This is a genomic window from Pantoea sp. AN62 (assembly GCF_050432985.1).
GTDB lineage: Bacteria > Pseudomonadota > Gammaproteobacteria > Enterobacterales > Enterobacteriaceae > Pantoea > Pantoea brenneri.
In genome coordinates this window covers 436989-462359 of sequence record NZ_JBNPYB010000001.1, presented here as the reverse complement: position 1 = coordinate 462359, position 25371 = coordinate 436989, and the positions used below count along the sequence as shown (strand labels likewise).

General features: G+C 55.8%; 24 protein-coding genes and 3 tRNA genes. 25 read left to right on the top strand and 2 right to left on the bottom strand.

The window, feature by feature from the left end:
* Positions 1 to 36 precede the first annotated feature (36 nt).
* Complete coding sequence (locus tag FHW04_RS02230) at positions 37 to 1320, bottom strand: citrate synthase (RefSeq protein ID WP_031374820.1); 1284 nt, start codon at positions 1318 to 1320, stop codon at positions 37 to 39.
* Positions 1321 to 1952: 632 nt separating this feature from the next.
* Here FHW04_RS02230 and sdhC point away from each other — a divergent pair.
* The 23 genes from sdhC to FHW04_RS02115 all read left to right on the top strand — a co-directional run bounded on the left by sdhC (position 1953) and on the right by FHW04_RS02115 (position 21948).
* Positions 1953 to 2342 carry a succinate dehydrogenase cytochrome b556 subunit gene (gene sdhC / locus FHW04_RS02225; RefSeq protein ID WP_089561139.1) on the top strand — a complete coding sequence of 130 codons (390 nt, stop codon included), beginning with the start codon at positions 1953 to 1955 and terminating at the stop codon, positions 2340 to 2342.
* On the top strand, positions 2336 to 2683 hold the full coding sequence (gene sdhD, locus FHW04_RS02220) for a succinate dehydrogenase membrane anchor subunit (RefSeq protein WP_031374822.1): 348 nt from the start codon (positions 2336 to 2338) through the stop codon (positions 2681 to 2683). Before sdhC ends, sdhD begins: the two co-directional genes overlap by 7 nt.
* Positions 2684 to 4450: a succinate dehydrogenase flavoprotein subunit gene (sdhA, locus tag FHW04_RS02215; RefSeq protein WP_031374823.1), complete on the top strand. Its 1767-nt coding sequence runs from the start codon at positions 2684 to 2686 to the stop codon at positions 4448 to 4450.
* Between the two features lie 14 nt (positions 4451 to 4464).
* The gene (locus tag FHW04_RS02210) at positions 4465 to 5181 is read left to right on the top strand and encodes a succinate dehydrogenase iron-sulfur subunit (protein WP_031374824.1); all 717 of its coding nucleotides are present in this window, start codon (positions 4465 to 4467) and stop codon (positions 5179 to 5181) included.
* Between the two features lie 205 nt (positions 5182 to 5386).
* A complete protein-coding gene (gene sucA, locus FHW04_RS02205) occupies positions 5387 to 8194 on the top strand; it encodes a 2-oxoglutarate dehydrogenase E1 component (protein WP_031374825.1) in 2808 nt (935 codons plus the stop codon).
* A 15-nt stretch (positions 8195 to 8209) separates the two neighbouring features.
* The gene (gene odhB / locus FHW04_RS02200) at positions 8210 to 9433 is read left to right on the top strand and encodes a 2-oxoglutarate dehydrogenase complex dihydrolipoyllysine-residue succinyltransferase (protein ID WP_069728036.1); all 1224 of its coding nucleotides are present in this window, start codon (positions 8210 to 8212) and stop codon (positions 9431 to 9433) included.
* Between the two features lie 70 nt (positions 9434 to 9503).
* Complete coding sequence (gene sucC / locus FHW04_RS02195; protein WP_046288453.1) at positions 9504 to 10670, top strand: ADP-forming succinate--CoA ligase subunit beta; 1167 nt, start codon at positions 9504 to 9506, stop codon at positions 10668 to 10670.
* On the top strand, positions 10670 to 11545 hold the full coding sequence (gene sucD, locus FHW04_RS02190; RefSeq protein WP_021508535.1) for a succinate--CoA ligase subunit alpha: 876 nt from the start codon (positions 10670 to 10672) through the stop codon (positions 11543 to 11545). The genes sucC and sucD overlap by 1 nt, the downstream gene beginning before the upstream one ends.
* Positions 11546 to 12117: 572 nt before the next feature.
* Complete coding sequence (gene cydA, locus FHW04_RS02185; protein ID WP_031374827.1) at positions 12118 to 13689, top strand: cytochrome ubiquinol oxidase subunit I; 1572 nt, start codon at positions 12118 to 12120, stop codon at positions 13687 to 13689.
* Positions 13690 to 13700: 11 nt separating this feature from the next.
* Entirely contained in the window at positions 13701 to 14840 is a 1140-nt protein-coding gene (cydB, locus tag FHW04_RS02180) for a cytochrome d ubiquinol oxidase subunit II (RefSeq protein WP_069728037.1), read from the top strand.
* Positions 14841 to 14855: 15 nt separating this feature from the next.
* Positions 14856 to 14960 carry a cytochrome bd-I oxidase subunit CydX gene (gene cydX / locus FHW04_RS02175; protein ID WP_069728038.1) on the top strand — a complete coding sequence of 35 codons (105 nt, stop codon included), beginning with the start codon at positions 14856 to 14858 and terminating at the stop codon, positions 14958 to 14960.
* Positions 14960 to 15253, top strand: coding sequence for a cyd operon protein YbgE (ybgE, locus tag FHW04_RS02170; RefSeq protein ID WP_031374829.1), 294 nt, complete (start codon positions 14960 to 14962; stop codon positions 15251 to 15253). The genes cydX and ybgE overlap by 1 nt, the downstream gene beginning before the upstream one ends.
* 178 nt (positions 15254 to 15431) lie before the next feature.
* Positions 15432 to 15836 (top strand): tol-pal system-associated acyl-CoA thioesterase, encoded by a 405-nt coding sequence (ybgC, locus tag FHW04_RS02165; RefSeq protein WP_031374830.1) that lies wholly within the window; start codon positions 15432 to 15434, stop codon positions 15834 to 15836.
* A complete protein-coding gene (gene tolQ / locus FHW04_RS02160; RefSeq protein ID WP_031374831.1) occupies positions 15833 to 16519 on the top strand; it encodes a Tol-Pal system protein TolQ in 687 nt (228 codons plus the stop codon). The genes ybgC and tolQ overlap by 4 nt, the downstream gene beginning before the upstream one ends.
* Positions 16520 to 16532: 13 nt before the next feature.
* Complete coding sequence (tolR, locus tag FHW04_RS02155; protein ID WP_010260764.1) at positions 16533 to 16961, top strand: colicin uptake protein TolR; 429 nt, start codon at positions 16533 to 16535, stop codon at positions 16959 to 16961.
* A 27-nt stretch (positions 16962 to 16988) separates the two neighbouring features.
* On the top strand, positions 16989 to 18278 hold the full coding sequence (tolA, locus tag FHW04_RS02150) for a cell envelope integrity protein TolA (protein ID WP_069728040.1): 1290 nt from the start codon (positions 16989 to 16991) through the stop codon (positions 18276 to 18278).
* A 115-nt stretch (positions 18279 to 18393) separates the two neighbouring features.
* The gene (gene tolB, locus FHW04_RS02145; RefSeq protein WP_031374833.1) at positions 18394 to 19689 is read left to right on the top strand and encodes a Tol-Pal system beta propeller repeat protein TolB; all 1296 of its coding nucleotides are present in this window, start codon (positions 18394 to 18396) and stop codon (positions 19687 to 19689) included.
* Positions 19690 to 19740: 51 nt separating this feature from the next.
* Positions 19741 to 20268: a peptidoglycan-associated lipoprotein Pal gene (gene pal / locus FHW04_RS02140; RefSeq protein ID WP_031374834.1), complete on the top strand. Its 528-nt coding sequence runs from the start codon at positions 19741 to 19743 to the stop codon at positions 20266 to 20268.
* Between the two features lie 9 nt (positions 20269 to 20277).
* Entirely contained in the window at positions 20278 to 21069 is a 792-nt protein-coding gene (gene cpoB, locus FHW04_RS02135) for a cell division protein CpoB (protein WP_046288452.1), read from the top strand.
* A 165-nt stretch (positions 21070 to 21234) separates the two neighbouring features.
* A tRNA-Lys gene (locus tag FHW04_RS02130) sits at positions 21235 to 21310 on the top strand.
* Positions 21311 to 21384: 74 nt separating this feature from the next.
* Positions 21385 to 21460 (top strand) — tRNA-Lys (locus FHW04_RS02125).
* Between the two features lie 46 nt (positions 21461 to 21506).
* Positions 21507 to 21582 (top strand) — tRNA-Lys (locus FHW04_RS02120).
* A 114-nt stretch (positions 21583 to 21696) separates the two neighbouring features.
* Complete coding sequence (locus FHW04_RS02115; protein WP_089561138.1) at positions 21697 to 21948, top strand: hypothetical protein; 252 nt, start codon at positions 21697 to 21699, stop codon at positions 21946 to 21948.
* Positions 21949 to 21983: 35 nt separating this feature from the next.
* On the opposite strand, the gene FHW04_RS02110 is transcribed toward FHW04_RS02115, so the two are convergent.
* Positions 21984 to 23456: an AlkA N-terminal domain-containing protein gene (locus FHW04_RS02110; RefSeq protein ID WP_089561137.1), complete on the bottom strand. Its 1473-nt coding sequence runs from the start codon at positions 23454 to 23456 to the stop codon at positions 21984 to 21986.
* Positions 23457 to 23615: 159 nt separating this feature from the next.
* Between FHW04_RS02110 and FHW04_RS02105 the strand changes: the two genes are divergently transcribed.
* Together FHW04_RS02105 and nadA are read left to right on the top strand one after the other, a co-directional pair.
* Entirely contained in the window at positions 23616 to 24131 is a 516-nt protein-coding gene (locus FHW04_RS02105; RefSeq protein WP_031376826.1) for a methylated-DNA--[protein]-cysteine S-methyltransferase, read from the top strand.
* A 153-nt stretch (positions 24132 to 24284) separates the two neighbouring features.
* Complete coding sequence (nadA, locus tag FHW04_RS02100; RefSeq protein WP_089561136.1) at positions 24285 to 25346, top strand: quinolinate synthase NadA; 1062 nt, start codon at positions 24285 to 24287, stop codon at positions 25344 to 25346.
* The last annotated feature ends 25 nt before the right edge of the window (positions 25347 to 25371 follow it).

Below are 25371 nucleotides of genomic sequence, written 5' to 3'. Positions count from 1 at the left end.
GCCAGATGGCCCCGCTTTTGCGTTGAAATATAACGCTTATTTTTCCAGCTGCGAGTTGAATTCGCGCTCGGTATAACCGGTATAGAGCTGACGCGGACGGGCGATTTTCATCCCTTCGTCGTGCATCTCTTTCCAGTGCGCAATCCAGCCAACGGTACGCGCCATCGCGAAGATCACGGTAAACATTGAGGAAGGAATTCCCATCGCTTTCAGAATAATACCGGAGTAGAAATCGACGTTTGGATAGAGTTTGCGCTCGATGAAGTAAGGGTCGTTCAGCGCAATGTGTTCCAGTTCCATCGCCACTTCCAGCAGATCATCCTTCATACCCAGCTCATTCAGGACTTCATGGCAGGTATCGCGCATCACGGTCGCACGTGGATCGTAGTTTTTGTAAACGCGGTGACCAAAGCCCATCAGACGGAAGGAGTCATTTTTGTCTTTGGCACGTTTAACAAATTCCGGAATGTGCTCAACGGTGCTGATCTCTTCCAGCATGCGCAGTGTCGCTTCGTTGGCACCGCCGTGCGCCGGTCCCCACAGGGAGGCGATCCCGGCGGCGATACAGGCAAACGGGTTAGCACCAGAAGAACCGGCGGTACGCACGGTTGACGTCGAGGCGTTCTGCTCATGGTCAGCATGCAGGATCAGGATACGGTCCATGGCGCGTTCCAGTACCGGATTTACCTTGTACTCTTCGCACGGTGTCGCGAACATCATGTGCAGGAAGTTACCGGCATAAGAGAGGTCATTACGCGGGTAAACAAACGGCTGACCGATAGAGTATTTGTAGCACATCGCGGCCATGGTCGGCATTTTAGACAGCAGGCGGAACGCGGCGATTTCGCGGTGACGCTCATTGTTAACGTCCAGCGAATCGTGATAAAACGCCGCCAGTGCGCCGGTCACGCCACACATCACCGCCATCGGGTGTGAATCACGACGGAAGCCGTGGAACAGACGGGTAATCTGCTCATGAATCATGGTATGACGGGTAACGGTGGTACGGAATTCTTCAAACTGCTTTTGATTTGGCGCTTCGCCATTCAGCAGGATGTAGCACACTTCCAGATAGTTGGAGTGGGTCGCCAACTGGGAGATCGGGAAGCCGCGGTGCAACAGGATACCTTCATCACCATCAATAAAGGTGATTTTTGACTCGCAGGATGCGGTGGACGTGAAACCCGGATCGAAGGTAAACAGTCCACTGGAGCCGAGGGCGCGGACATCAACCACATCCTGGCCCAGCGTGCCTTGCAGCACATCCAGTTCAACGGACGTTTCATCTTGTAGGGTTAGCGTCACTTTTTTATCTGTCATTTTCGTCTCCATAGCGCCTTAGGCAGGTAAAGATCTTTAGACACCTGAAACGCGTTCATGTTGCGGTTGGCAAAACTTCACAGCATCACTCTGCTGTCTTATGGCTGGTGCAGGGTACAGAGTGAGAGGCGCGTTCCCAGCAGGAACCGTAGAGCCATGGACATGCTGCATATCGCGGTTGTTAAAGATCCGGTCAGGACATAACTTCTTGGTAACCAATAACCTGATGCTTTTTAATGCTTACGTTCGCAATGTTACATAACTTGCGCTTAGGGGAAAGTGTATCCCCATAACTTTTGTGCATCATAGGAATTTGTAGCGTTAGTTTGTAACTGAATTGTTGAACTATTGTCAAATCAGATAATTAAAATTGTATCAATTGTGAAAATCGTGAGTAGGATCACTGTTCCATCTAAAATTTACCAAAGAGTTTGTAGGGGAATTGTAATCAGAATGTGATCCTCCTATACTCCTGCCAGGTCTCCGGAACACCCTGACACCAGGAGCCACCCAGCGTTTCTACCGCGTCAATTAACACTGGATGTTGCTTTTTTGGTGACGGTTAAAGTCTGCCACGCGTTGTGATTAGACTCCGCCTCAGGTCCGGAGGAAGCAAAATAAAAAAGAGCTGTGTGGGCAAAACCGTGAAAAAACAAAGACCTGTCAACTTGGATCTCTCGACGATCCGGTTTCCCGTTACTGCAATATCGTCCATTCTTCACCGCGTCTCCGGCGTAATCACATTGGTTGCTCTTGGCATCCTGCTGTGGCTACTCGGTCTCTCACTCTCCTCTCCGGAAGGTTTCCAGCACGCTGCAACCATCATGGATGGCTTCTTCGCGAAGTTTATCATGTGGGGCATTTTAACGGCGCTGGCCTATCACGCGGTGAGCGGGATTCGTCATATGTTGATGGATTTTGGTTATGTGGCTGAAACCCTGCAGGTGGGTAAGCGTTCAGCTTATATGACTTTTGTAATCACTGTCGTGCTGGCAATTCTGGCGGGAGTCCTCGTATGGTAAGCAATGCATCCGCGTTGGGTCGCAACGGTATCCAGGACTGGCTGCTGCTGCGGGCAACCGCAATTCTGATTACGCTCTACATCGTCTACATCCTCGGTTTTGTGGTGATGACTGACACGCTGACCTATGAGTTGTGGCGTGGCTTCTTCGCTTCCGCATTCACTAAAGTGTTCACCCTGCTGACGCTGTTTTCGATTCTGATCCACGGCTGGATTGGCATGTGGCAGGTGTTAACAGACTACGTCAAATCGCTGCCAACCCGTCTGGTGTTGCAGTTTGTGATTGTGGTGGCGCTGTTGTGGTATGCGATTTATGGATTTGTTGTGGTGTGGGGTGTGTAAATGAGTTTGCCAATCAGAGAGTTCGATGCCGTGGTGATCGGCGCAGGTGGCGCAGGAATGCGAGCCGCACTGCAAATCTCCCAGGCCGGCCAGAGCTGCGCCCTGTTATCTAAAGTTTTCCCGACCCGTTCCCACACCGTATCTGCGCAGGGCGGTATTACCGTTGCGCTGGGTAATACCCATGAAGATAACTGGGAATGGCACATGTACGACACCGTCAAAGGCTCCGACTATATCGGTGACCAGGACGCGATTGAATATATGTGTAAAACCGGACCGGAAGCGATTCTGGAGCTGGAACACATGGGCCTGCCGTTCTCGCGTCTGGATGATGGTCGTGTCTATCAGCGTCCGTTCGGCGGCCAGTCGAAGAATTTCGGTGGCGAGCAGGCGGCACGTACCGCGGCGGCAGCCGACCGTACCGGTCACGCCCTGCTGCATACGCTGTACCAACAGAACCTGAAAAATAAGACCACTATCTTTTCTGAGTGGTACGCGCTGGATCTGGTGAAAAATGCCGACGGCGCAATTGTCGGCTGTACCGCGATTTGTATCGAAACCGGTGAGACCGTCTACTTTAAAGCCAAAGCCACCGTACTGGCGACCGGCGGGGCAGGCCGTATTTACCAGTCCACCACCAATGCACACATCAACACCGGTGACGGCGTGGGTATGGCGCTGCGCGCAGGCGTACCGGTGCAGGACATGGAGATGTGGCAATTCCACCCAACCGGCATCGCCGGCGCGGGCGTGCTGGTGACCGAAGGCTGCCGTGGTGAAGGCGGTTATCTGCTGAATAAACATGGCGAGCGCTTCATGGAACGCTACGCGCCGAATGCGAAAGATCTGGCGGGCCGTGACGTGGTTGCGCGCTCGATGATGATCGAAATTCGCGAAGGTCGCGGCTGCGATGGCCCGTGGGGCCCGCACATTAAACTGAAACTCGATCACCTCGGTAAAGAGGTGCTTGAGTCACGTCTGCCTGGCATTCTTGAGCTGTCACGCACCTTTGCCCATGCCGACCCGATTAAAGAACCGATTCCGGTGATTCCGACCTGTCACTACATGATGGGCGGCATTCCGACCAAAGTGACCGGTCAGGCGCTGCGGGTGAATGAGCAGGGCGAAGACGTGGTGATTCCTGGGCTGTTTGCAGTGGGCGAAATCGCCTGCGTATCGGTTCACGGTGCCAACCGTCTGGGCGGCAACTCGCTGCTCGACCTGGTGGTGTTTGGCCGCGCTGCGGGTCTGCATCTGCTGGAAAGCATTCAGGAGCAGGGCGAACTGCGTGATGCTTCTGAAGATGAGATTGATGCGGCGATGGCGCGCTTTAACCGTTGGGAAAATAACACCACCGGTGAAGACCCGGTTGAGATTCGCAAAGCGCTGCAACGTTGCATGCAGAATAACTTCTCGGTATTCCGTGAAGGCGATGCAATGGCGCAGGGCCTGGAAGAGCTGAAAGTGATCCGCGAACGCCTGAAATCGGCGCGTCTGGATGACCGCTCGCCGGACTTCAACACGCAGCGTATTGAATGTCTGGAACTGGACAACCTGATGGAGACGGCGTTTGCCACGGCGGTGGCGGCTAACTATCGCACCGAGAGCCGCGGTGCACATAGTCGCTTCGACTTCCCGGATCGTGATGATGAGAACTGGCTGTGCCACAGTCTTTATGTCCCGGAAACCGAGAGCATGACGCGCCGTGAGGTGAACATGCAGCCGAAACTGCGCGCGGCCTTCCCGCCGAAAGTGCGTACCTACTAATTTCGGAGACGATCATGAGACTCGAGTTTTCAATTTATCGCTACAATCCAGAGGTCGACGACAAACCGCGGATGCAGGATTACAGCCTGGAAGCGGAAGATGGTCGCGACATGATGTTGCTGGACGCGCTGATTCGTCTGAAAGAGAAAGATCCGACGCTGGCGTTTCGTCGCTCGTGCCGTGAAGGCGTCTGTGGCTCCGACGGCCTCAACATGAACGGTAAAAACGGACTGGCCTGCATCACGCCGGTCTCTGCGCTGGGCAACGGTAAACAGAAAATCGTTATCCGTCCGCTGCCGGGTTTACCGGTGGTGCGTGACCTGGTAGTAGACATGAGCCAGTTTTATGCACAATATGAGAAAATTAAGCCTTTCCTGTTGAATAATGGGGAAAATCCGCCGGCACGTGAGCATCTGCAGTCGCCGGATGAGCGCGAACATCTGGATGGATTATACGAATGTATTCTCTGTGCCTGCTGTTCAACCTCATGCCCGTCATTCTGGTGGAACCCGGAGAAGTTTATCGGGCCTGCCGGCCTGCTGGCCGCGTACCGCTTCCTGATCGACAGCCGCGACACCGAAACCGATGCGCGTCTCGACAATCTGAACGACGCTTTCAGTGTATTCCGCTGTCACAGCATCATGAACTGTGTGAGCGTATGCCCGAAAGGGCTAAACCCGACGCGCGCCATCGGCCATATTAAGTCGATGCTGCTGCAACGCGGGGCATAAGCACCACACCATCCGGGAACCTCAGGTTCCCGGTGGTTTACGGAAGCCTCTGTAAGCGCGGTCTGGTACCACGTTTACAAAGGTTCCCTTACGGGCCACGCGCGCGCTGCGCACAGTGCTCGTATCGCTGAACTCACTACGGCAAACCGCGAAAGCGGCAACAAATGAAACCTCAAAAAAGCATAGCAATGCTTAAGGGATCACAATGCAGAACAGCGCGATGAAGCCCTGGCTGGACTCCTCCTGGCTGGCCGGCGCGAACCAGTCTTACATAGAGCAACTCTATGAGGATTTCCTGACCGATCCTGACTCTGTCGATGCAGTGTGGCGCTCGATGTTCCAACAGTTACCGGGCACCGGAATGAAACCTGAGCAGTTTCACTCCACCACACGTGAGTACTTCCGTCGCCTGGCGAAAGATGCATCTCGTTACACCTCATCCGTCTCCGATCCAGAAACCAACTCGAAGCAAGTGAAAGTGCTGCAGCTGATTAACGCGTTTCGTTTCCGCGGCCATCAGCACGCCAATCTCGATCCGCTCGGCCTGTGGAAGCAGGATCGGGTTGCCGATCTGGACCCGGCTTTTCACGATCTGACCGACGCCGATTTTCAGGAAAGCTTTAACGTCGGCTCTTTTGCCATCGGCAAAGAGACCATGAAGCTGGCCGATCTGTTCGAGGCGCTGACCCAGACTTACTGTGGCTCAATTGGTGCAGAATATATGCACATCAATAACACCGACGAGAAACGCTGGATTCAGCAGCGTCTGGAATCGGTGGTGGGCCATGCGTCATTCAGCCGCGAAGAGAAAAAAGGTTTCCTGAAAGAGCTGACCGCGGCAGAAGGGCTGGAAAAATATCTCGGGGCTAAATTCCCGGGCGCCAAACGCTTCTCCCTCGAAGGCGGCGATGCGCTGGTTCCGATGCTGCGCGAAATGATCCGTCATGCTGGTAAAAGCGGCACCCGCGAAGTCGTGCTCGGCATGGCGCACCGTGGCCGTCTCAACGTGCTGATCAACGTGCTGGGTAAAAAGCCGCAGGATCTGTTCGACGAGTTCGCCGGTAAGCATAAAGAGCACCTCGGCACCGGTGACGTGAAGTACCACATGGGCTTCTCGTCTGACGTTGAAACCGAAGGCGGCCTGGTTCACCTGGCGCTGGCGTTTAACCCGTCGCATCTGGAGATCGTCAGCCCGGTGGTGATGGGATCGGTACGCGCTCGTCTTGACCGTCTGGAAGAGCCAAGCAGCAACAAAGTTTTACCGATCACCATTCATGGTGATGCCGCGGTAATCGGCCAGGGCGTGGTGCAGGAAACCCTGAACATGTCCCAGGCGCGCGGTTACGAAGTGGGCGGTACCGTTCGCATCGTGATCAACAACCAGGTAGGTTTCACCACCTCCAACCCGAAAGATGCGCGTTCAACGCCGTACTGCACTGACATCGGCAAAATGGTGCTGGCCCCTATTTTCCACGTCAATGCAGATGACCCGGAAGCGGTGGCGTTTGTTACCCGTCTGGCGCTCGATTATCGCAACACCTTCAAACGTGATGTGTTTATCGATCTGGTCTGCTATCGCCGTCATGGTCACAACGAAGCCGATGAGCCGAGTGCGACCCAGCCGCTGATGTACCAGAAAATTAAAAAGCACCCGACGCCGCGTAAAATCTATGCTGACCGTCTGGAAAGTGAAGGGGTAGCGACCCAGGAAGATGCGACCGAAATGGTCAATCTCTACCGCGATGCGCTGGATGCCGGCGAATGCGTGGTGCCAGAGTGGCGTCCGATGAGCCTGCACTCCTTTACCTGGTCGCCTTACCTCAATCACGAGTGGGACGAGCCGTATCCGGCCCAGGTCGACATGAAACGTCTGAAGGAACTGGCGCTGCGTATCAGCCAGGTCCCGGAAGAGGTAGAAGTTCAGTCACGCGTCGCCAAGATCTACAACGATCGCCGTCTGATGGCCGAAGGCGAGAAAGCCTTTGACTGGGGCGGTGCTGAAAACCTGGCGTACGCCACGCTGGTTGATGAAGGCATTCCGGTTCGCCTGTCGGGCGAAGATACCGGTCGCGGTACCTTCTTCCACCGTCATGCGGTAATCCATAACCAGGCGAACGGCTCGACCTATACTCCGCTGCATCACGTGCACAGCGGCCAGGGCCAGTTCAAAGTCTGGGATTCCGTGCTATCAGAAGAGGCGGTACTGGCGTTTGAATATGGTTATGCCACCGCAGAGCCACGCATTCTGACCATCTGGGAAGCGCAGTTCGGTGACTTCGCCAACGGTGCTCAGGTGGTGATCGACCAGTTCATCAGCTCCGGCGAGCAGAAATGGGGCCGGATGTGTGGCCTGGTCATGCTGCTGCCGCACGGCTACGAAGGTCAGGGTCCTGAGCACTCCTCAGCGCGCCTTGAGCGCTATCTGCAACTCTGCGCTGAGCAGAACATGCAGGTCTGCGTGCCGTCTACGCCGGCGCAGGTTTATCACATGCTGCGTCGTCAGGCGCTGCGCGGAATGCGTCGCCCACTGATTGTGATGTCGCCGAAATCGCTGCTGCGTCATCCGCTGGCGATCTCCACGCTGGATGAGCTGGCTAACGGCAGCTTCAAACCGGCGATTGGCGAAGTCGACGATCTCGATCCGCAGGGCGTTAAACGCGTCGTGCTTTGCTCCGGTAAAGTCTATTACGACCTGCTGGAACAGCGCCGTAAAAACGAGCAGACCGATGTCGCTATCGTGCGTATCGAGCAGCTCTATCCGTTCCCGCATCAAGCGGTACAGGAAGCTTTAAAAGCGTATTCTCACGTGCAGGATTTTGTCTGGTGTCAGGAAGAACCCCTGAATCAGGGCGCCTGGTACTGCAGCCAGCATCATTTCCGTGAAGTTGTGCCATTTGGTGCCACCTTACGTTATGCAGGCCGCCCGGCATCCGCTTCACCGGCCGTGGGTTACATGTCCGTACACCAAAAACAGCAGCAAGACCTGGTTAATGACGCGCTGAACGTTGATTAATTAAAAGGAAAGATAATGAGTAGCGTAGATATTCTCGTTCCCGACCTGCCTGAATCGGTTGCCGATGCCTCCGTGGCAACCTGGCACAAAAAACCAGGCGATGCAGTCACTCGCGATGAAGTGCTGGTCGAAATTGAAACTGACAAAGTGGTGCTGGAAGTGCCTGCATCCGCTGACGGCATTTTAGAAGCCGTGCTGGAAGATGAGGGCGCAACCGTCACTTCACGCCAGATCCTCGGTCGTCTGAAAGAGGGCAACAGCGGCGGTAAAGAGAGCAGCGCGAAGTCTGAAAGCAAAGAGTCGACTCCGGCTCAGCGTCAGACCGCCTCACTGGAAGAAGAGAGCAACGATGCGCTCAGCCCGGCAATTCGCCGCCTGATTGCGGAACATAACCTCGATGCCTCGCAGATCAAAGGCAGCGGTGTGGGTGGTCGTCTGACCCGTGAAGATGTTGAAAAACATCTGGCCAACAAGCCTGCTGCGCCGAAAGCCGCCGCCGCGCCAGCCGCTGACAGTGCGCCACAGCCTGCGGTCGCTAACCGCAGCGAAAAACGCGTGCCGATGACCCGTCTGCGTAAACGTGTTGCCGAACGTCTGCTGGAAGCGAAGAACAGCACCGCGATGCTGACCACCTTCAACGAAATCAACATGAAGCCGATCATGGATCTGCGTAAGCAGTACGGCGAGGCTTTCGAGAAGCGTCACGGCGTGCGTCTGGGCTTCATGTCCTTCTACATCAAAGCGGTAGTTGAAGCGCTGAAACGCTATCCGGAAGTGAATGCTTCTATCGATGGCGAAGATGTGGTTTATCACAACTACTTTGACGTCAGCATTGCGGTCTCCACGCCACGCGGCCTGGTGACGCCGGTGCTGCGCGACGTCGATGCGCTGAGCATGGCTGATATCGAGAAGAAAATTAAAGAACTGGCGGTGAAAGGTCGTGACGGCAAGCTGACGGTTGACGATCTGACCGGCGGTAACTTCACCATCACCAACGGTGGCGTCTTCGGTTCGCTGATGTCGACCCCGATCATCAACCCGCCACAGAGTGCCATCCTCGGCATGCACGCCATCAAAGATCGTCCTATGGCGGTCAATGGTCAGGTCGTGGTGCTGCCAATGATGTATCTGGCGCTCTCCTACGATCACCGTCTGATCGATGGCCGTGAATCTGTCGGCTACCTGGTTGCGGTGAAAGAGATGCTGGAAGACCCGGCGCGCCTGCTGCTGGATGTCTGATTTTCATCGGGCGCGCCTCGCCGCGCGCCCAACCTCTTTACTCTTTTCAGACCTGAATGGATAGAACATCATGAACTTACACGAATACCAGGCGAAACAACTGTTTGCACGGTATGGCATGCCGGCACCAACCGGTTACGCCTGTACTACACCACGTGAAGCGGAAGAAGCTGCCTCGAAAATTGGCGCAGGCCCGTGGGTAGTAAAATGTCAGGTTCATGCCGGTGGCCGCGGTAAAGCGGGCGGTGTGAAAGTGGTTAACAGCAAAGAAGAGATTCGCGCCTTTGCTGAAAACTGGCTGGGCAAACGCCTGGTAACCTATCAGACAGATGCGAACGGCCAGCCGGTAAACCAGATTCTGGTTGAAGCCGCAACCGACATCGACCAGGAGCTTTACCTGGGCGCGGTGGTCGATCGTGCAACGCGTCGCGTGATCTTCATGGCATCAACTGAAGGCGGCGTAGAAATCGAAAAAGTGGCGGAAGAAACCCCGCACCTGATTCATAAAATGGCGCTCGATCCGCTGACCGGTCCACAGCCTTATCAGGGCCGTGAGCTGGCATTCAAACTGGGCCTGTCCGGCAAGCTGGTCGGTCAGTTCACCAAGATCTTCATGGGTCTGGCGACACTGTTCCTCGAGCGCGATCTGGCGATGGTTGAGATCAACCCGCTGGTGATCACTAAGCAGGGCGATCTGATCTGCCTGGATGGCAAACTGGGTGCCGATGGCAATGCGTTGTTCCGTCAGCCAGAGCTGCGCGAAATGCGCGATCCAAGCCAGGAAGATCCACGTGAAGCCCATGCTACACAGTGGGAACTGAACTATGTCGCCCTGGAAGGCAACATCGGCTGTATGGTGAACGGCGCAGGTCTGGCGATGGGTACCATGGACATCGTTAAGCACCACGGCGGTCAACCGGCGAACTTCCTTGATGTTGGCGGCGGCGCAACCAAAGAGCGCGTCACAGAAGCCTTCAAAATCATCCTGTCTGACGATGCAGTGAAAGCGGTATTCGTTAACATCTTCGGCGGTATCGTACGCTGTGACCTGATTGCCGACGGCATCATCGGCGCAGTGGCTGAAGTGGGTGTGAACGTGCCAGTGGTGGTACGTCTGGAAGGTAACAACGCCGAGCTGGGCGCCCAGAAACTGGCGGACAGCGGTCTGAACATCATTGCAGCAACCAGCCTGACAGACGCCGCACAGCGTGTTGTTGCTGCCGCGGAGGGTAAATAATGTCCATTCTGATCGACAAAAACACCAAAGTCATTTGCCAGGGTTTCACCGGTGGCCAGGGGACTTTCCATTCTGAGCAGGCGCTGGCCTACGGCACCCAACTGGTTGGCGGCGTCACGCCAGGCAAAGGCGGCACCACTCATCTGGGCCTGCCGGTGTTCAACACCGTGCGTGAAGCCGTAGAAGCGACCGGCGCAACCGCCACCGTGATCTACGTGCCGGCTCCGTTCTGTAAAGATGGCATCCTTGAAGCGATCGATGCAGGCATCAAACTGATCATCACCATCACCGAAGGCATCCCGACGCTGGATATGCTGACCGTGAAAGTGAAGCTGGATGAAGCGGGCGTGCGGATGATTGGTCCAAACTGCCCAGGCGTGATCACCCCAGGCGAATGCAAAATCGGCATCATGCCGGGTCACATTCACCAGCCGGGCCGCGTCGGCATCGTCTCACGTTCAGGTACGCTGACCTATGAAGCCGTTAAGCAGACCACCGACATCGGCTACGGCCAGTCGACCTGTGTCGGCATCGGCGGTGACCCGATCCCAGGTTCTAACTTCATCGACATCCTGAAAATGTTCCAGGACGATCCACAGACCGAAGCGATCGTGATGATCGGTGAGATCGGTGGCAGCGCGGAAGAAGAAGCTGCGGCGTTCATCAAAGAGCACGTCACCAAGCCTGTGGTGGGTTATATCGCGGGTGTGACGGCGCCAAAAGGCAAGCGTATGGGCCATGCGGGCGCCATCATTGCCGGTGGTAAAGGCACAGCAGACGAGAAGTTTGCGGCACTGGAAGCGGCCGGCGTGAAAACCGTTCGCAGCCTGGCTGACATCGGTGATGCGGTGAAAGCTGTCCTGCCGGCGAAATAAGCCAAACAGATCGAACATCAAAGCCACCTGCGGGTGGCTTTTTTTATGCCTTCTATTGCCGGTACCCGGCCGCGCTGTTGAATCGACGGCGCAGCAGAATAACCGCCAGAAAAATGCCTGGAGTTAATTAAAAGCAGCAAAGGTAATATTTTTTAAATAATATTCAGCCCGACGATGACATCCTGATAACAAGAAACCTACCTGACCCTATCTGGAAATTTATTACGTTATTCCAGATCAATTATTCGCGAGTTATAACCAACTATTCCGCTGGCAAAGCGTAACGCTAAAGGCGTAAATTGCGCTACATCAATTCAGCCTTTCACACAAACTTTCAAACGTTTGCTCTACCCGGGGTGATACCCGCTTTTCTGTTGTTTTTGCATACGTTGAGATTAGCGCTGCATTGACAGTCAGGGCTGCTTTACCCGTTATTCACCAGCTACGGGCAGCTCATCACTCTGTTCTGCTGGGTATAAAAAACTGGAATTAATAAACAGTCGTTCCTGACTCAGATTACGCGCGCCTCTGTGATGCGCGTAACGGGATAATGCGAGGAGCAAGGAGTCATTATGTTAGATATCGTCGAGCTGTCGCGGTTACAGTTTGCCTTAACGGCGATGTACCATTTTCTGTTCGTGCCTTTAACGCTGGGTATGGCGTTTTTGCTGGCGATCATGGAGACGGTATACGTCCTGAGCGGCAAACAGATTTATAAAGATATGACGAAATTCTGGGGCAAGTTATTCGGTATTAACTTCGCGCTCGGCGTGGCTACCGGCCTGACCATGGAATTTCAGTTCGGGACCAACTGGTCATATTACTCTCACTACGTCGGCGATATCTTTGGTGCGCCGCTCGCCATTGAAGGGCTGATGGCGTTCTTCCTCGAATCCACCTTTGTCGGCCTGTTCTTTTTTGGCTGGGATCGGCTGGGTAAAGTGCAGCATCTGGCCGTCACCTGGCTGGTGGCGCTGGGCTCAAACATGTCGGCGCTGTGGATCCTGGTGGCGAATGGCTGGATGCAAAATCCGATCGCCTCTGAGTTCAACTTCGAAACCATGCGCATGGAGATGGTCAGCTTCTCCGAGCTGGTACTCAACCCGGTTGCCCAGGTCAAATTCGTCCATACCGTGGCGGCAGGCTACACCACCGGTGCGATGTTTATTCTCGGCATCAGCGCCTGGTATCTGCTGAAAGGACGCGATATCGCCTTTGCTAAACGCTCGTTCGCCATTGCGGCCAGCTTCGGCATGGCGGCGGTGCTGTCGGTGATCGTACTGGGCGATGAGTCCGGTTACGAAATGGGTGACGTGCAGAAAACCAAGCTGGCAGCGATTGAAGCTGAATGGGAAACCCAGCCCGCTCCGGCGTCGTTTACTCTGTTTGGCCTGCCGGATCAGGAGACCCGCGAAAACAAATATGCCATTCAAATTCCGTGGCTGCTTGGTCTGATCGCTACCCGATCCACCGACACACCGGTTACCGGGCTGAAAGATCTGATGGCGCAGCATGAAGTCCGCATCCGCAACGGCATGAAAGCCTACGCCTTGCTGAATGAACTGCGTGGCGGCAGCCAGGACCCGGCGGTACGCGAAGCCTTCAACAGCCACAAGCAGGATCTCGGCTATGGTCTGCTGCTGAAACGCTATACCGCTAACGTCTCTGACGCCACCGAAGCGCAAATCCAGCAGGCGACACAGGATTCCATTCCGCGCGTGGCACCGCTCTATTTCGCGTTCCGCATCATGGTGCTTTGTGGCGTGCTGCTGCTGGGCGTGATTACGCTGTCCTTCTGGAGTGTTATTCGTAACCGCATTGGCAAGAACCGCTGGTTACTGAAAGCGGCCCTGTTCGGTATTCCACTGCCGTGGATTGCCATCGAGTCAGGCTGGTTTGTGGCGGAATACGGTCGCCAGCCGTGGGCCATCGGTGAAGTGTTGCCGACTGCAGTCGCTAACTCGTCGCTGACGGTGGGCGATCTGCTGTTCTCAATGATCCTGATCTGCGGTCTCTACACCCTGTTCCTGGTGGCTGAGATGTACCTGATGTTCAAATTTGCCCGCCTTGGGCCGAGCAGCCTGAAAACCGGGCGTTACCATCATGAACAGATCACGGCGATGACTCAGCCGGTACAGGGATAAGGAGAGCGACCATGTTTGATTATGAAGTTCTGCGCTTTATCTGGTGGTTGCTGATAGGCGTACTGCTGATCGGTTTCGCCGTGGCAGATGGTTTTGATATGGGCGTCGGCATGCTGACGCGCATTCTGGGCCGCAACGATACCGAACGCCGCATCATGATTAACACCATCGCCCCGCACTGGGATGGCAATCAGGTATGGCTGATCACCGCCGGCGGCGCGCTGTTTGCCGCCTGGCCGATGGTCTATGCTGCGGCCTTTTCAGGCTTCTATGTGGCGATGATTCTGGTGCTGGCCTCGCTGTTCTTCCGGCCGGTCGGCTTTGATTACCGCTCCAAGATTGAAGATAACCGCTGGCGCGGTGCCTGGGACTGGGGCATTTTCATTGGCAGCTTTGTGCCACCACTGGTGATTGGCGTGGCGTTCGGCAACCTGTTGCAGGGCGTTCCCTTCCATGCCGATGAATATCTGCGCCTGTTCTATACCGGTAACTTCTTCCAGCTGCTGAATCCGTTTGGCCTGCTGGCGGGCGTAGTCAGCGTGGCGATGATTCTGGCGCAGGGCGCGACCTATCTGCAGATGCGCACCAGCGGCGAACTGCATCTGCGTTCACGCGCGGTCGCACAGATTGCCGCGCTGGTGATGATGGTCTGCTTCGTGCTGGCGGGCGTCTGGGTGAAATATGGTATTGATGGCTACGTCGTCACCAGCACCCTCGATCACTTCGCCGCCTCGAATCCGCTGGGTAAAACCGTGGTGCGGGAAGCGGGTGCCTGGTTGGTGAACTTCCAGAACCAGCCGGTGCTGTGGCTGTTCCCGCTGCTCGGCGTGCTGCTGCCACTGCTGACGGTGATCTGCTCCCGGCTTGAGAAGGGCGCCTGGGCGTTCCTGTTCTCCTCACTGACTCTGGCCTGCGTCATCATGACGGCGGGTATCGCGATGTTCCCGTTCATCATGCCTTCCAGCACGGTGCCGGGCATCAGCCTGACGATGTGGGATGCCACCTCCAGCCTGCTGACGCTGAAAATTATGACCGTCGCTGCGGTGATCTTCGTGCCGATCATTCTGGCTTACACCAGCTGGTGTTACTGGAAGATGTTTGGCCGTATCACCAAAGAGCACATCGAAAGCAACAGTCACTCACTCTACTGATTAAGGAGACGACGCATGTGGTATTTTGCCTGGATTCTTGGCACCTTGCTGGCCTGTGCCTTTGGTATCGTCACCGCGCTGGCGATTGAGCATATCGATGCGCAGGATGAGTCGCACTGATGCGCACACCGATTCAGATGCTGTATCGTCTGATGGACAAGGGCCCGTTACGGGCCCTTTCACTGCTGCTGGCGCTGGTCACGGCCGGCGGCGTGCTGTGGGACCCGACGCGCTTTGCCGATCACACCGGCAGACTGCCGGCTCTGCAGGCGCTGCTGCTCATCTGGGCCATCTGTAGTGCGGTGATCCACGGCGTGGGTTTCCGGCCACAGCAAACCCGATGGCAGGCGCTGTTTTCGCCCTTACCGGCAATGGGGGTGCTGTTTATCGCGCTTTACCGCTTTTACGCTTAACCTCCCGCCATATCGACGCTGTGAGTGAGTTTTTGTCAGCGTCCGGTCAAGAAATCTCCCTGAAATCGTTCCGTTTGTTACGGAGCGATAATTATTTTCGCCTGGCTCTGGCGACCCATTCCAAACCCGATTTGTCTTGCGTATAGTAGCAACGTTTAAAACGAGGCCGGGATGTAGAGTGAGTACAACGCTGTTTCGCTGGCCGGTTCGGGTCTACTACGAAGACACTGATGCCGGTGGCGTGGTTTATCACGCCAGCTATATCGCTTTTTATGAACGAGCACGTACCGAAATGTTGCGTCAGCACCATTTCAATCAGCAGACGCTGTTAGAACAGCAGGTCGCTTTTGTGGTGCGGCGTATGACGGTGGACTATCTGGCGGCGGCGCGTCTTGATGACCTTCTGGAGATCCAGAGTGAAGTGACATCAATGACCCGGGCTACCATGACGTTTACCCAGCGTATCGTGAATGCTGAAGGCAAAGTGCTCAATGAGGCAGAAGTCCTGATTGCCTGCATTAACCCACATCTGATGAAGCCGATTGCGCTTCCCAAGTCTATTGTCGCGGAGTTCAAGCAGTGACTGACATGAACATTCTTGATTTGTTCCTGAAGGCGAGCCTTCTGGTCAAACTTATCATGTTGATTTTGATCGGCTTTTCGATTGCCTCTTGGGCGATCATTATTCAGCGTACGCGTATCCTTAACGCGGCGGGGCGCGAAGCGGAGGCGTTTGAAGACAAATTCTGGTCCGGTATCGAACTCTCCCGTCTCTATCAGGAAAGCCAGGGTCGTCGTGACGAACTCGCTGGATCGGAGCAGATTTTCTACTCGGGTTTCAAAGAGTTTGCCCGTCTGCACCGGGCCAATAACCACGCACCGGAAGCGGTGATCGAGGGCGCGAGCCGGGCGATGCGTATCTCGATGAACCGTGAACTGGAGGCGCTGGAAAACCACATTCCTTTCCTCGGCACCGTCGGCTCCATCAGTCCATATATCGGTCTGTTCGGTACCGTCTGGGGGATTATGCACGCCTTTATCGCGCTGGGCGCGGTGAAGCAGGCGACCCTGCAGATGGTTGCACCGGGTATTGCGGAAGCGTTGATTGCCACGGCAATCGGCCTGTTTGCAGCGATCCCGGCGGTTATGGCGTACAACCGTCTGAACCAGCGCGTGAATAAACTGGAGCAGGGCTACGACAACTTCATGGAAGAGTTCACCGCCATTCTGCATCGCCAGGCTTTCTCCAGCGATAGCGCTAAGTAAATAGAGGTTAATGATGGCCAGAGTACGTGGTCGCAAACGCCGCGACCTGAAGTCGGAAATCAACATCGTTCCGCTACTGGACGTCCTGTTGGTGCTGTTGCTGATCTTCATGGCGACGGCACCCATTATTACCCAGAGTGTGGAAGTGGACCTGCCTGATGCGACCGATTCAAAAACCGTCGCCAGTGACGATAACCCGCCGGTGATTGTCGAAGTGGCGGGCGTGGGTCAGTACAGTCTGGTGGTGGATCACGATCGTATGGATCAGCTGCCTCCTGAGCAGGTGATCAGCGAAGCGCAGCGTCGACTGGAAGCCAATCCAAAGACCGTCTTTTTGATCGGAGGCGCGAAAGAAGTGCCTTACGACGAAATTATTAAAGCGCTCAACCTGCTGCACCAGGCGGGTGTTAAATCTGTCGGTTTGATGACGCAGCCGATTTAAAATCGAACCGTTTTTTGGGAACCGAGTGTGTCGAAGGCAACCGAGCAAAACGAGAAGTTAAAGCGCGCGATAATCATTTCGGTGATTCTGCACATTGTGCTGATCGCGCTGCTGATATGGAGCTCGTTTAATGAGCACATTGATGCCAGCAGTGCCGGCGGCGGCGGCAGCGATATAGATGCTGTGATGGTCGATCCCGGTGCGGTAGTGAGTCAATACAACCGTCAGCAGAACCAGCAGAGCGACAGCCAGCGCGCCGAGCAGCAGCGTAAAAAGCAGGCGCAACAGCAGGCTGAAGAGCTGCAACAAAAACAGGCGGCCGAACAACAGCGACTGAAAGCGCTGGAGAAAGAGCGTCTCGAAGCGCAGGAAACTGCTAAACAGCAGGCGAAGCAGCAAGCTGAGCAGCAGAAAGCGGCAGAAGAGGCCGCTAAGCAAGCGCAGGAGCAGCAAAAAACTGCCGAAGCTGCCGCCGCTAAAGCGAAAGCAGATGCCAAAGCCGAAGCCGATGCGCAGGCCAAAGCCGCCGCCGAACAGGCGAAGCAGGCGGCCGCTGAGGCGAAGAAACAGGCCGATCAGCAGGCCAAAGCTGCGGCGGCCGCGGCAGCAAAAGAGAAAGCCGTAGCCGAAGCCAAAGCGAAATCTGACGCCGAGGCGAAAGCCGCAGCAGAAGCCAAAGCCAAAGCCGCGGCCGATGCGAAAGCTAAAGCAGCTGAAGAAGCCAAAGAGAAAGCGGCAGAAGCAGCCAAAGCCAAAGCAGAAGCCGCCAAAGAGAAGGCTGAAGCCGCCGCCAAAGCCAAAGCAGAAGCGGCCAAAGAGAAAGCTGAAGCCGCTGCGAAAGCCAAAGCCGATGCGGCAGCCAAAGCGAAAGCCGACGCCGCCGCGAAAGCTAAAGCCGATGCAAAGGCCAAAGCCGCCGCTGATGCAGCCAATGACAGCGATGTTGATGACCTGTTAGGCGGACTGGCTTCCGGCAAAAATGCGCCGAAAAGCGGCACCTCGGGTGGCGCGGCAGGGCAGGGTAATCAGAAGAAAGCCGGTGCGTCCGGTGCGGAGATCAACTCCTATCTTGGTCAGATTACCAGTGCGATTCAAAGCCGATTCTATGATGCGGATCTGTATCGCGGAAAAAGTTGTGATTTACGGATTAAACTTGCGCCTGACGGATTGTTGATTGATGTTAAGTCAGAAGGCGGCGACCCCGCACTCTGTCAGGCAGCGATCGCCGCTGCCAAACAGGCACGTATTCCGAAGCCGCCTTCACAGGCTGTGTATGAAGTGTTTAAAAACGCACCAATGCGTTTCAGACCGCAATAATGCAGTAACTGACGGCAAGTTGATCTAAGGTTAGCTTGCCGTATTTAAGTCGTACTCGTGGTTTCCAGGAACAGTGCCAATTATCGTGGACTGAGGTTCAGATAAGGGAGATAAAATGAAGCAAGCTCTTCGCGTTACGTTAGGCTTTTTTATCCTGCTGTGGGCAGCCGTGCTGCATGCAGAAGTTCGAATTGAGATCACCCAGGGCGTGAATACTGCACGTCCGATTGGCGTGGTGCCGTTTAAATGGGCCGGTGCTGGCGCTGCGCCAGAAGATATCGGCGGCATCGTGGCGGCTGACCTGCGCAACAGCGGCAAATTCAACCCGCTGGATCGCTCACGTCTGCCACAGCAGCCAACCAGCGCGCAGGAAGTACAGCCTGCTGCCTGGAGCGCGCTCGGCATTGATGCCGTGGTGGTGGGTCAGGTGCAGTCCAACCCGGACGGCAGTTACCAGGTTTCTTACCAGTTAGTCGATACCGGCGCTGCGCCAGGCACAGTACTGGCACAGAACTCCTATAAGGTGACTAAACAGTGGCTGCGCTATGCTGCGCACACCGCCAGTGATGAAACCTTTGAGAAACTGACCGGCATTAAAGGGGCGTTCCGCACCCGCATCGCCTATGTGGTGCAGACCAACGGCGGTCAGTTCCCGTATGAACTGCGCGTCGCGGATTACGATGGCTACAACCAGTTTGTGGTTCACCGTTCACCGCAGCCGCTGATGTCACCGGCCTGGTCGCCAGACGGCAGCAAAGTGGCCTACGTCACCTTCGAAAGCGGCAAGTCAGCGCTGGTGGTACAGACGCTGTCTAACGGTGCTATCCGTCAGGTTGCTTCTTATCCACGTCACAACGGTGCTCCGGCCTTCTCGCCGGATGGTTCGAAGCTGGCTTTTGCCCTGTCTAAAACTGGCAGCCTTAACCTCTACGTGATGGATCTGGCGTCAGGTCAGACCCGTCAGGTCACCGATGGCCGCTATAACAGCACTGAACCGACCTGGTTCCCGGACAGCCAGACGCTGGCTTACACCTCGGATCAGGCCGGTGCGCCTCAGATTTATAAAGTAGGTATCAACGGCGGCGCGCCACAACGCATTACCTGGGAAGGCGGTCAGAACCAGGATGCGGACGTTGCCACCGATGGAAAATCAATGGTGATGATTAGCACCAGTGGCGGTGCGCAACACGTCGCCAAACAGGATCTGGAAACGGGAGCCGTTCAAACGTTAACGGACACGTTCCTGGATGAAACGCCGAGCCTGGCACCGAACGGCACAATGGTAATCTATAGCTCTACTCAGGGGATGGGTTCCGTGCTGCAGCTGGTTTCAACCGACGGCCGTTTCAAAGCGCGTCTTCCGGCAACTGATGGACAGGTAAAATTTCCTGCCTGGTCGCCGTATCTGTAATGTCTGACTTAACAGACATCACAAACAATAAACAATAATGGGATTTTTGAAATGCAACTGAACAAAGTGCTGAAGGGTTTGATGCTGGCTCTGCCGGTTCTGGCAGTAGCGGCTTGTAGCTCACACAAAAACAACAACAATGACCAGACTGGCATGGGTGCTGATGGCGCTTACGGTGCAAATTCTGGCATGAACGGCAACGGCGGCAACATGTCTTCTGACGAGCAGGCGCGTCTGCAGATGCAACAGCTGCAGCAGAACAACATCGTCTACTTCGGTCTGGACAAATATGACGTTCAGTCTGATTACGCTCAGATGCTGGATCAGCATGCTGCTTTCCTGCGTAGCAACCCATCTTACAAAGTGACTATCGAAGGTCACGCGGATGAGCGCGGTACGCCGGAATACAACATCGCCCTGGGCGAACGTCGCGCCAGCGCGGTTAAAATGTATCTGCAAGGCAAAGGTGTTTCGGCCGATCAGATGTCTATCGTTTCTTACGGTAAAGAGAAGCCAGCCGTTCTGGGTCATGACGAAGCAGCGTATTCTAAAAACCGTCGTGCCGTACTGGTCTACTAAGAGAATCTCATGGTTAGTAACTTCAGACATCACCTGTTGAGTCTGTCGTTACTGATTGGCGTAGCGGCCCCCTGGGCCGCTAATGCCCAAGCGTCAATCAGTAGCGTTGGCTCCGGCTCGGTCGAAGACCGTGTCACCACTCTTGAACGAATCTCTAATGCCCAGGCACAGCTGCTGCAACAACTGCAACAGCAGATGAGCGATAACCAACGTGATATCGACTCGCTGCGTGGGCAAATCCAGCAAAACTCGTATCAGCTGAATCAGGTGGTTGAGCGTCAGAAGCAGCTCTACCAGCAGATTGACAGCCTGAGCAGCAGCAACAGCGGCGGTCAGCAGGCGGCCAGCGGCGATGCTTCAGCCGATGCAGGCGCAGCAGCAGGCGCGGGTGCGGCGGCAGCGACGGGCAGCGCACCGGCCCAGACCGGCGATGCGAACAGCGACTACAATGCGGCTGTTGCGCTGATTCTGGAGAAGAAACAGTACGACCAGGCGATCAGTGCGCTTCAGGCATGGGTAAAACGTTACCCTGATTCGACCTATCAGCCGAACGCCAATTACTGGCTGGGACAGCTGAATTACAACAAAGGCAAAAAGGACGACGCGGCCTATTATTATGCCACGGTGGTGAAAAACTATCCGAAGTCGCCGAAAGCCGCAGAGGCGTTATTGAAAGTGGGCGTCATCATGCAGGAGAAAAACGACACGGCGAAAGCCAAAGCGGTTTACCAGCAGGTGATTAAACTTTATCCCAATACCGATTCTGCCAAACAGGCGCAAAAACGTCTGGCAAGTATGTAATCTGTACGGTTCAGACCGGATATCGTGTGATTTCTGGTCTTGCCGTATGAAAGGTAAGCAATTGAAGCTTTTAGCAGAAATAAGGGTTGCGCTACCTCAGTAAATCAGTAATATATGCCGCCGTTGCCGGGACACATTGCAAACGTGTCTGGCAAGCCTGAAGATGGGTCGTTAGCTCAGTTGGTAGAGCAGTTGACTTTTAATCAATTGGTCGCAGGTTCGAATCCTGCACGACCCACCATCTCCGGTCAGACGCGCGTTTTGTTTGCGTGCCCTTTCAGGATACCGCTTCAGCATTGCTTCACAACCTAAGATGGGTCGTTAGCTCAGTTGGTAGAGCAGTTGACTTTTAATCAATTGGTCGCAGGTTCGAATCCTGCACGACCCACCATCTTACTTCGGGCGCCTGGCGCAGTGAAGGGTTGTAAGCCCCCAGCGGGTCGTTAGCTCAGTTGGTAGAGCAGTTGACTTTTAATCAATTGGTCGCAGGTTCGAATCCTGCACGACCCACCAATTAAGAAGAAAGCACCTTTAAGGCGCTTTTTTCGTTTCTGTGGCACAGAGTTAAACCTGCCGGATGAGAACCTGCCGCAGGTTCGACTGAATCGCCGGGAGCGATTCAGGCTGATGCGCCAGCATCACCCGCAGGGCGTGGTCCCGGATGGGGCACGGCTTATCCTGCACGACCCACCAATTAAGAAGAAAGCGCCTTTAAGGCGCTTTTTTCGTTTCTGCGGCACAGAGTTAAACCTGCCGGATGAGAACCTGCCGCAGCATCAGCCGCAGGGCGGGCGTGCGTTGCCGGGCCAACGCTTCGCGTTTTTATCCGGACTGCCCGCGCCATCCTCTTCTGACCGTATTCCCTGCGCGTTGAACTAATTGGTTGCGAGCAGATTTATCCCCCATCCTGTCCGTCACGGTTTTTTCTGCGCTTTCGCCACCGACAGACTCTTCCAGATATGCATTACCGCGTAGCTGCGCCACGGCCGCCACGACTGCGAGCGCGCCTCCGCTTCGGCGGCCGTCAGGCCACCCAGATTATTGCGTACCGCAATGTCTTCTTTAGGAAAGGCATCCGGCCAGCGCAGGGCGCGCATCGCAATATAGTGAGCGGTCCACGGTCCGATGCCCGGTAAGCTCATCAGCCGCGCCATCATCGCCTCAGGCGACAGGGTGGCATTGAACCGTAGCTCACCCGCAGCACAGGCGCTGGCAAAGGCCTGAATCGCCCTGGCGCGGGCGCTGACTATCCCGAGGCGGGCAATCTCATCCAGTGAGGTCTGCGCGATCGTCGCCGGGCGGGCTGAGTAGCGTGACAGATCGGCGAACGGTGTCACGCAGGCTTCACCAAACGCCTGGGCAAAACGGCTGCTCAGCGTGGTCGCGGCTTTCACCGTAATCTGCTGACCGAGTATCGCCCGCACGCCCATCTCAAACCCGTTAAAGGCACCGGGTACCCGCAGGCCGGGATAATCAGCCAGACTCTGCGCCAGCAGCGGGTCCTGCTGCAGATGCGCCGCAATTCGCTGTGGCTGCGCATTGAGATCGAACAGATCGCGCAGCCGACGCAGCAGGGCCGGCAACACCGGCGTTAAGCTGCTGGTGAACTCAACCTGCAACGCCTGTTTTGCCGGCAGATGCGACACGCTGACCCAGCCGCGGTAGTCGCCCAGCGCCACGGTGCGCCGGTAGCAGCCATCTTCAACCGCCTCAATCTCTTTCATCAGGCGGAGCTGCAAAAAGCTGAGCATCGCCTGCCAGTCATAAGGGGGACGATAACTGAGCCGCAGCCGCATGGTATCGCCAGGCTGCAGCTGCGCCGCCGGCAGCGTCTCCTTACGCAAGGCACCGGGCGTCATGCGGTAACGGGCCTGGAATACATCATTAAAGCGCCGCAGACTGCCAAAGCCGCTGGCATAGGCCACGTCAATAATCGGCAGCCGGGTCTCGGTCAGCAGCTGCTTTGCCAGCAACATCCGACGCGTCTGCTTCAGCTCGAGCGGCGAGACGCCCAGCTCCTGCTGCACAATCCGCCGCAGCTGACGTGCGCTGATACCGAACTCTGCCGCAATCTCATCCAGCCCTTCATGCTGCTCCAGCACACCTTCCTCAATGCGCTGCACCAGCCGATCGGCGATGCGATGGGCATGATCAACCGGCGCATTTCCGGGTGCCAGCTCCGGGCGGCAGCGCAGGCAGGGCCGGAATCGGGCTTTTTCAGCGGCTTCGGCGCTGCCGAAGAACAGACAGTTTTTCTGCATCGGCGCTTTCACCGGGCAGATCGGGCGGCAATAGATACCGGTTGAGGTCACGCCGACGAAGAACACCCCATCAAAACGGGTATCACGTGAGGTCAGCGCCTGGTAGGCAATTTCGGGATCGAGCATGGCGTTTCTCCGGCAAATAATGCGCAGCCTACGCCGGAATGAACCTGCAGACTGGCTGTTTTCGGACAGCACAACAGTTTATCGCCATGACCGAAAACAGCCAGCGCGGCCGATAAAAAGTGCGATAATCGCTGCTGAATATGTGAGCGGAGAATCAGCATGTATTACTTCAAACCTATCGTCACCGTTGTCGGTGAACTCAAGCTGGTCGCCAGCGATCGCGGTCTGGTCGGTATTTTGTGGGAAAACGACGATCCGAAACGTACCCGGTTTTTGCCGCAAACCCGTCACGATGAACACCCGGTGTTACAGGAAACGGCCAGACAGTTGATGGAATATTTTGCCGGCGAACGGCGCTTTTTCGAATTGCCGCTCGACTTTGTCGGTACCGATTTTCAGAAAAAAGTCTGGCAGGCGCTGGTGACGATTCCGTTTGGCGAAACCCGCAGCTACAGCCAGATTGCTCGCGAGATCGGTCATCCGCTGGCGGTGCGTGCAGTTGGGGCTGCCAATGGCCGTAATCCGCTTTCGATTATCGCACCGTGCCATCGGGTAATCGGTGCCAACGGTAAACTGACCGGCTTCGCGGGAGGGCTGGAGATTAAAGCCTTTTTGCTGGCGCTGGAAGCACCTCAGGCCGCGCTGACGCTGGCAGAGGAAAAGCAGCCGGGCTGAAGCGCAATAGCGTGCGGTTGCAGACAAAAACTCCACGACACACCGACACATTTCCGCTATCGTGTTTAGCATATAAAACACGATGGCGGGAACAACGCCATATGTCGCCTTAACAGGCCATTTTCGTTAATTAGATAAAACGAGAGCTGTGTCATGAGTGTGATGTTCGATCCCGAGAGCGCCGTTTACCCTTTCCCGCCCAAGCCTGCCCGACTGACTGATGATGAAAAGGCGGCCTATCGTGAGAAAATCAAAGCGTTACTGAAAGCACGCAATGCCGTGATGGTGGCGCACTACTACACCGACCCGGAAATTCAGGCGCTGGCGGAAGAGACCGGCGGCTGTGTCTCCGACTCGCTGGAGATGGCGCGCTTCGGCAGTAACCATCCGGCGACGACCCTGCTGGTGGCAGGCGTACGCTTCATGGGAGAAACCGCCAAAATCCTCAGCCCGGAGAAAACCGTGCTGATGCCGACGCTGCAGGCCGAATGTTCCCTCGATCTGGGCTGCCCGATTGAGGAGTTCAACGCCTTCTGCGATGCCCATCCCGATCGTACCGTGGTGGTCTACGCCAATACTTCTGCGGCGGTGAAAGCGCGCGCCGACTGGGTGGTGACCTCCAGCATCGCGGTTGAACTGATTGAACATCTCGACAGCCTCGGCCAGAAAATCATCTGGGCACCGGATCGCCATCTTGGCCGCTACGTGACGCAAAAATCGGGCGCGGATGTGCTGTGCTGGCAGGGTGCCTGCATCGTACATGACGAGTTTAAAACCCAGGCGTTGCAGCGGATGAAAGCGCTCTATCCTGAGGCGGCGGTGCTGGTGCATCCCGAGTCGCCGCAGGCGATTGTCGATCTGGCCGACGCGGTGGGGTCTACCAGCCAGCTGATTCAGGCGGCGAAATCGCTGCCGCATCCGCAAATGATCGTCGCGACCGATCGCGGCATCTTTTATAAAATGCAGCAGGCGGTTCCGGAAAAAGAGCTGCTGGAAGCGCCGACCGCCGGAGAAGGAGCAACCTGTCGCAGCTGCGCACATTGCCCGTGGATGGCGATGAACGGCCTCAGGGCGATTGCAGAGGCGCTGGAGTCGGGTGGGGCAGATCATCAGGTTCAGGTTGCCGATGACCTGCGAGAGACCGCATTGCTGCCGCTTAATCGCATGCTATCCTTTGCAGCAGATCTTAAACTCAACGTGAAAGGAAACGCCTGAGGCGTTTCTTTGACAGGTGCCAGCC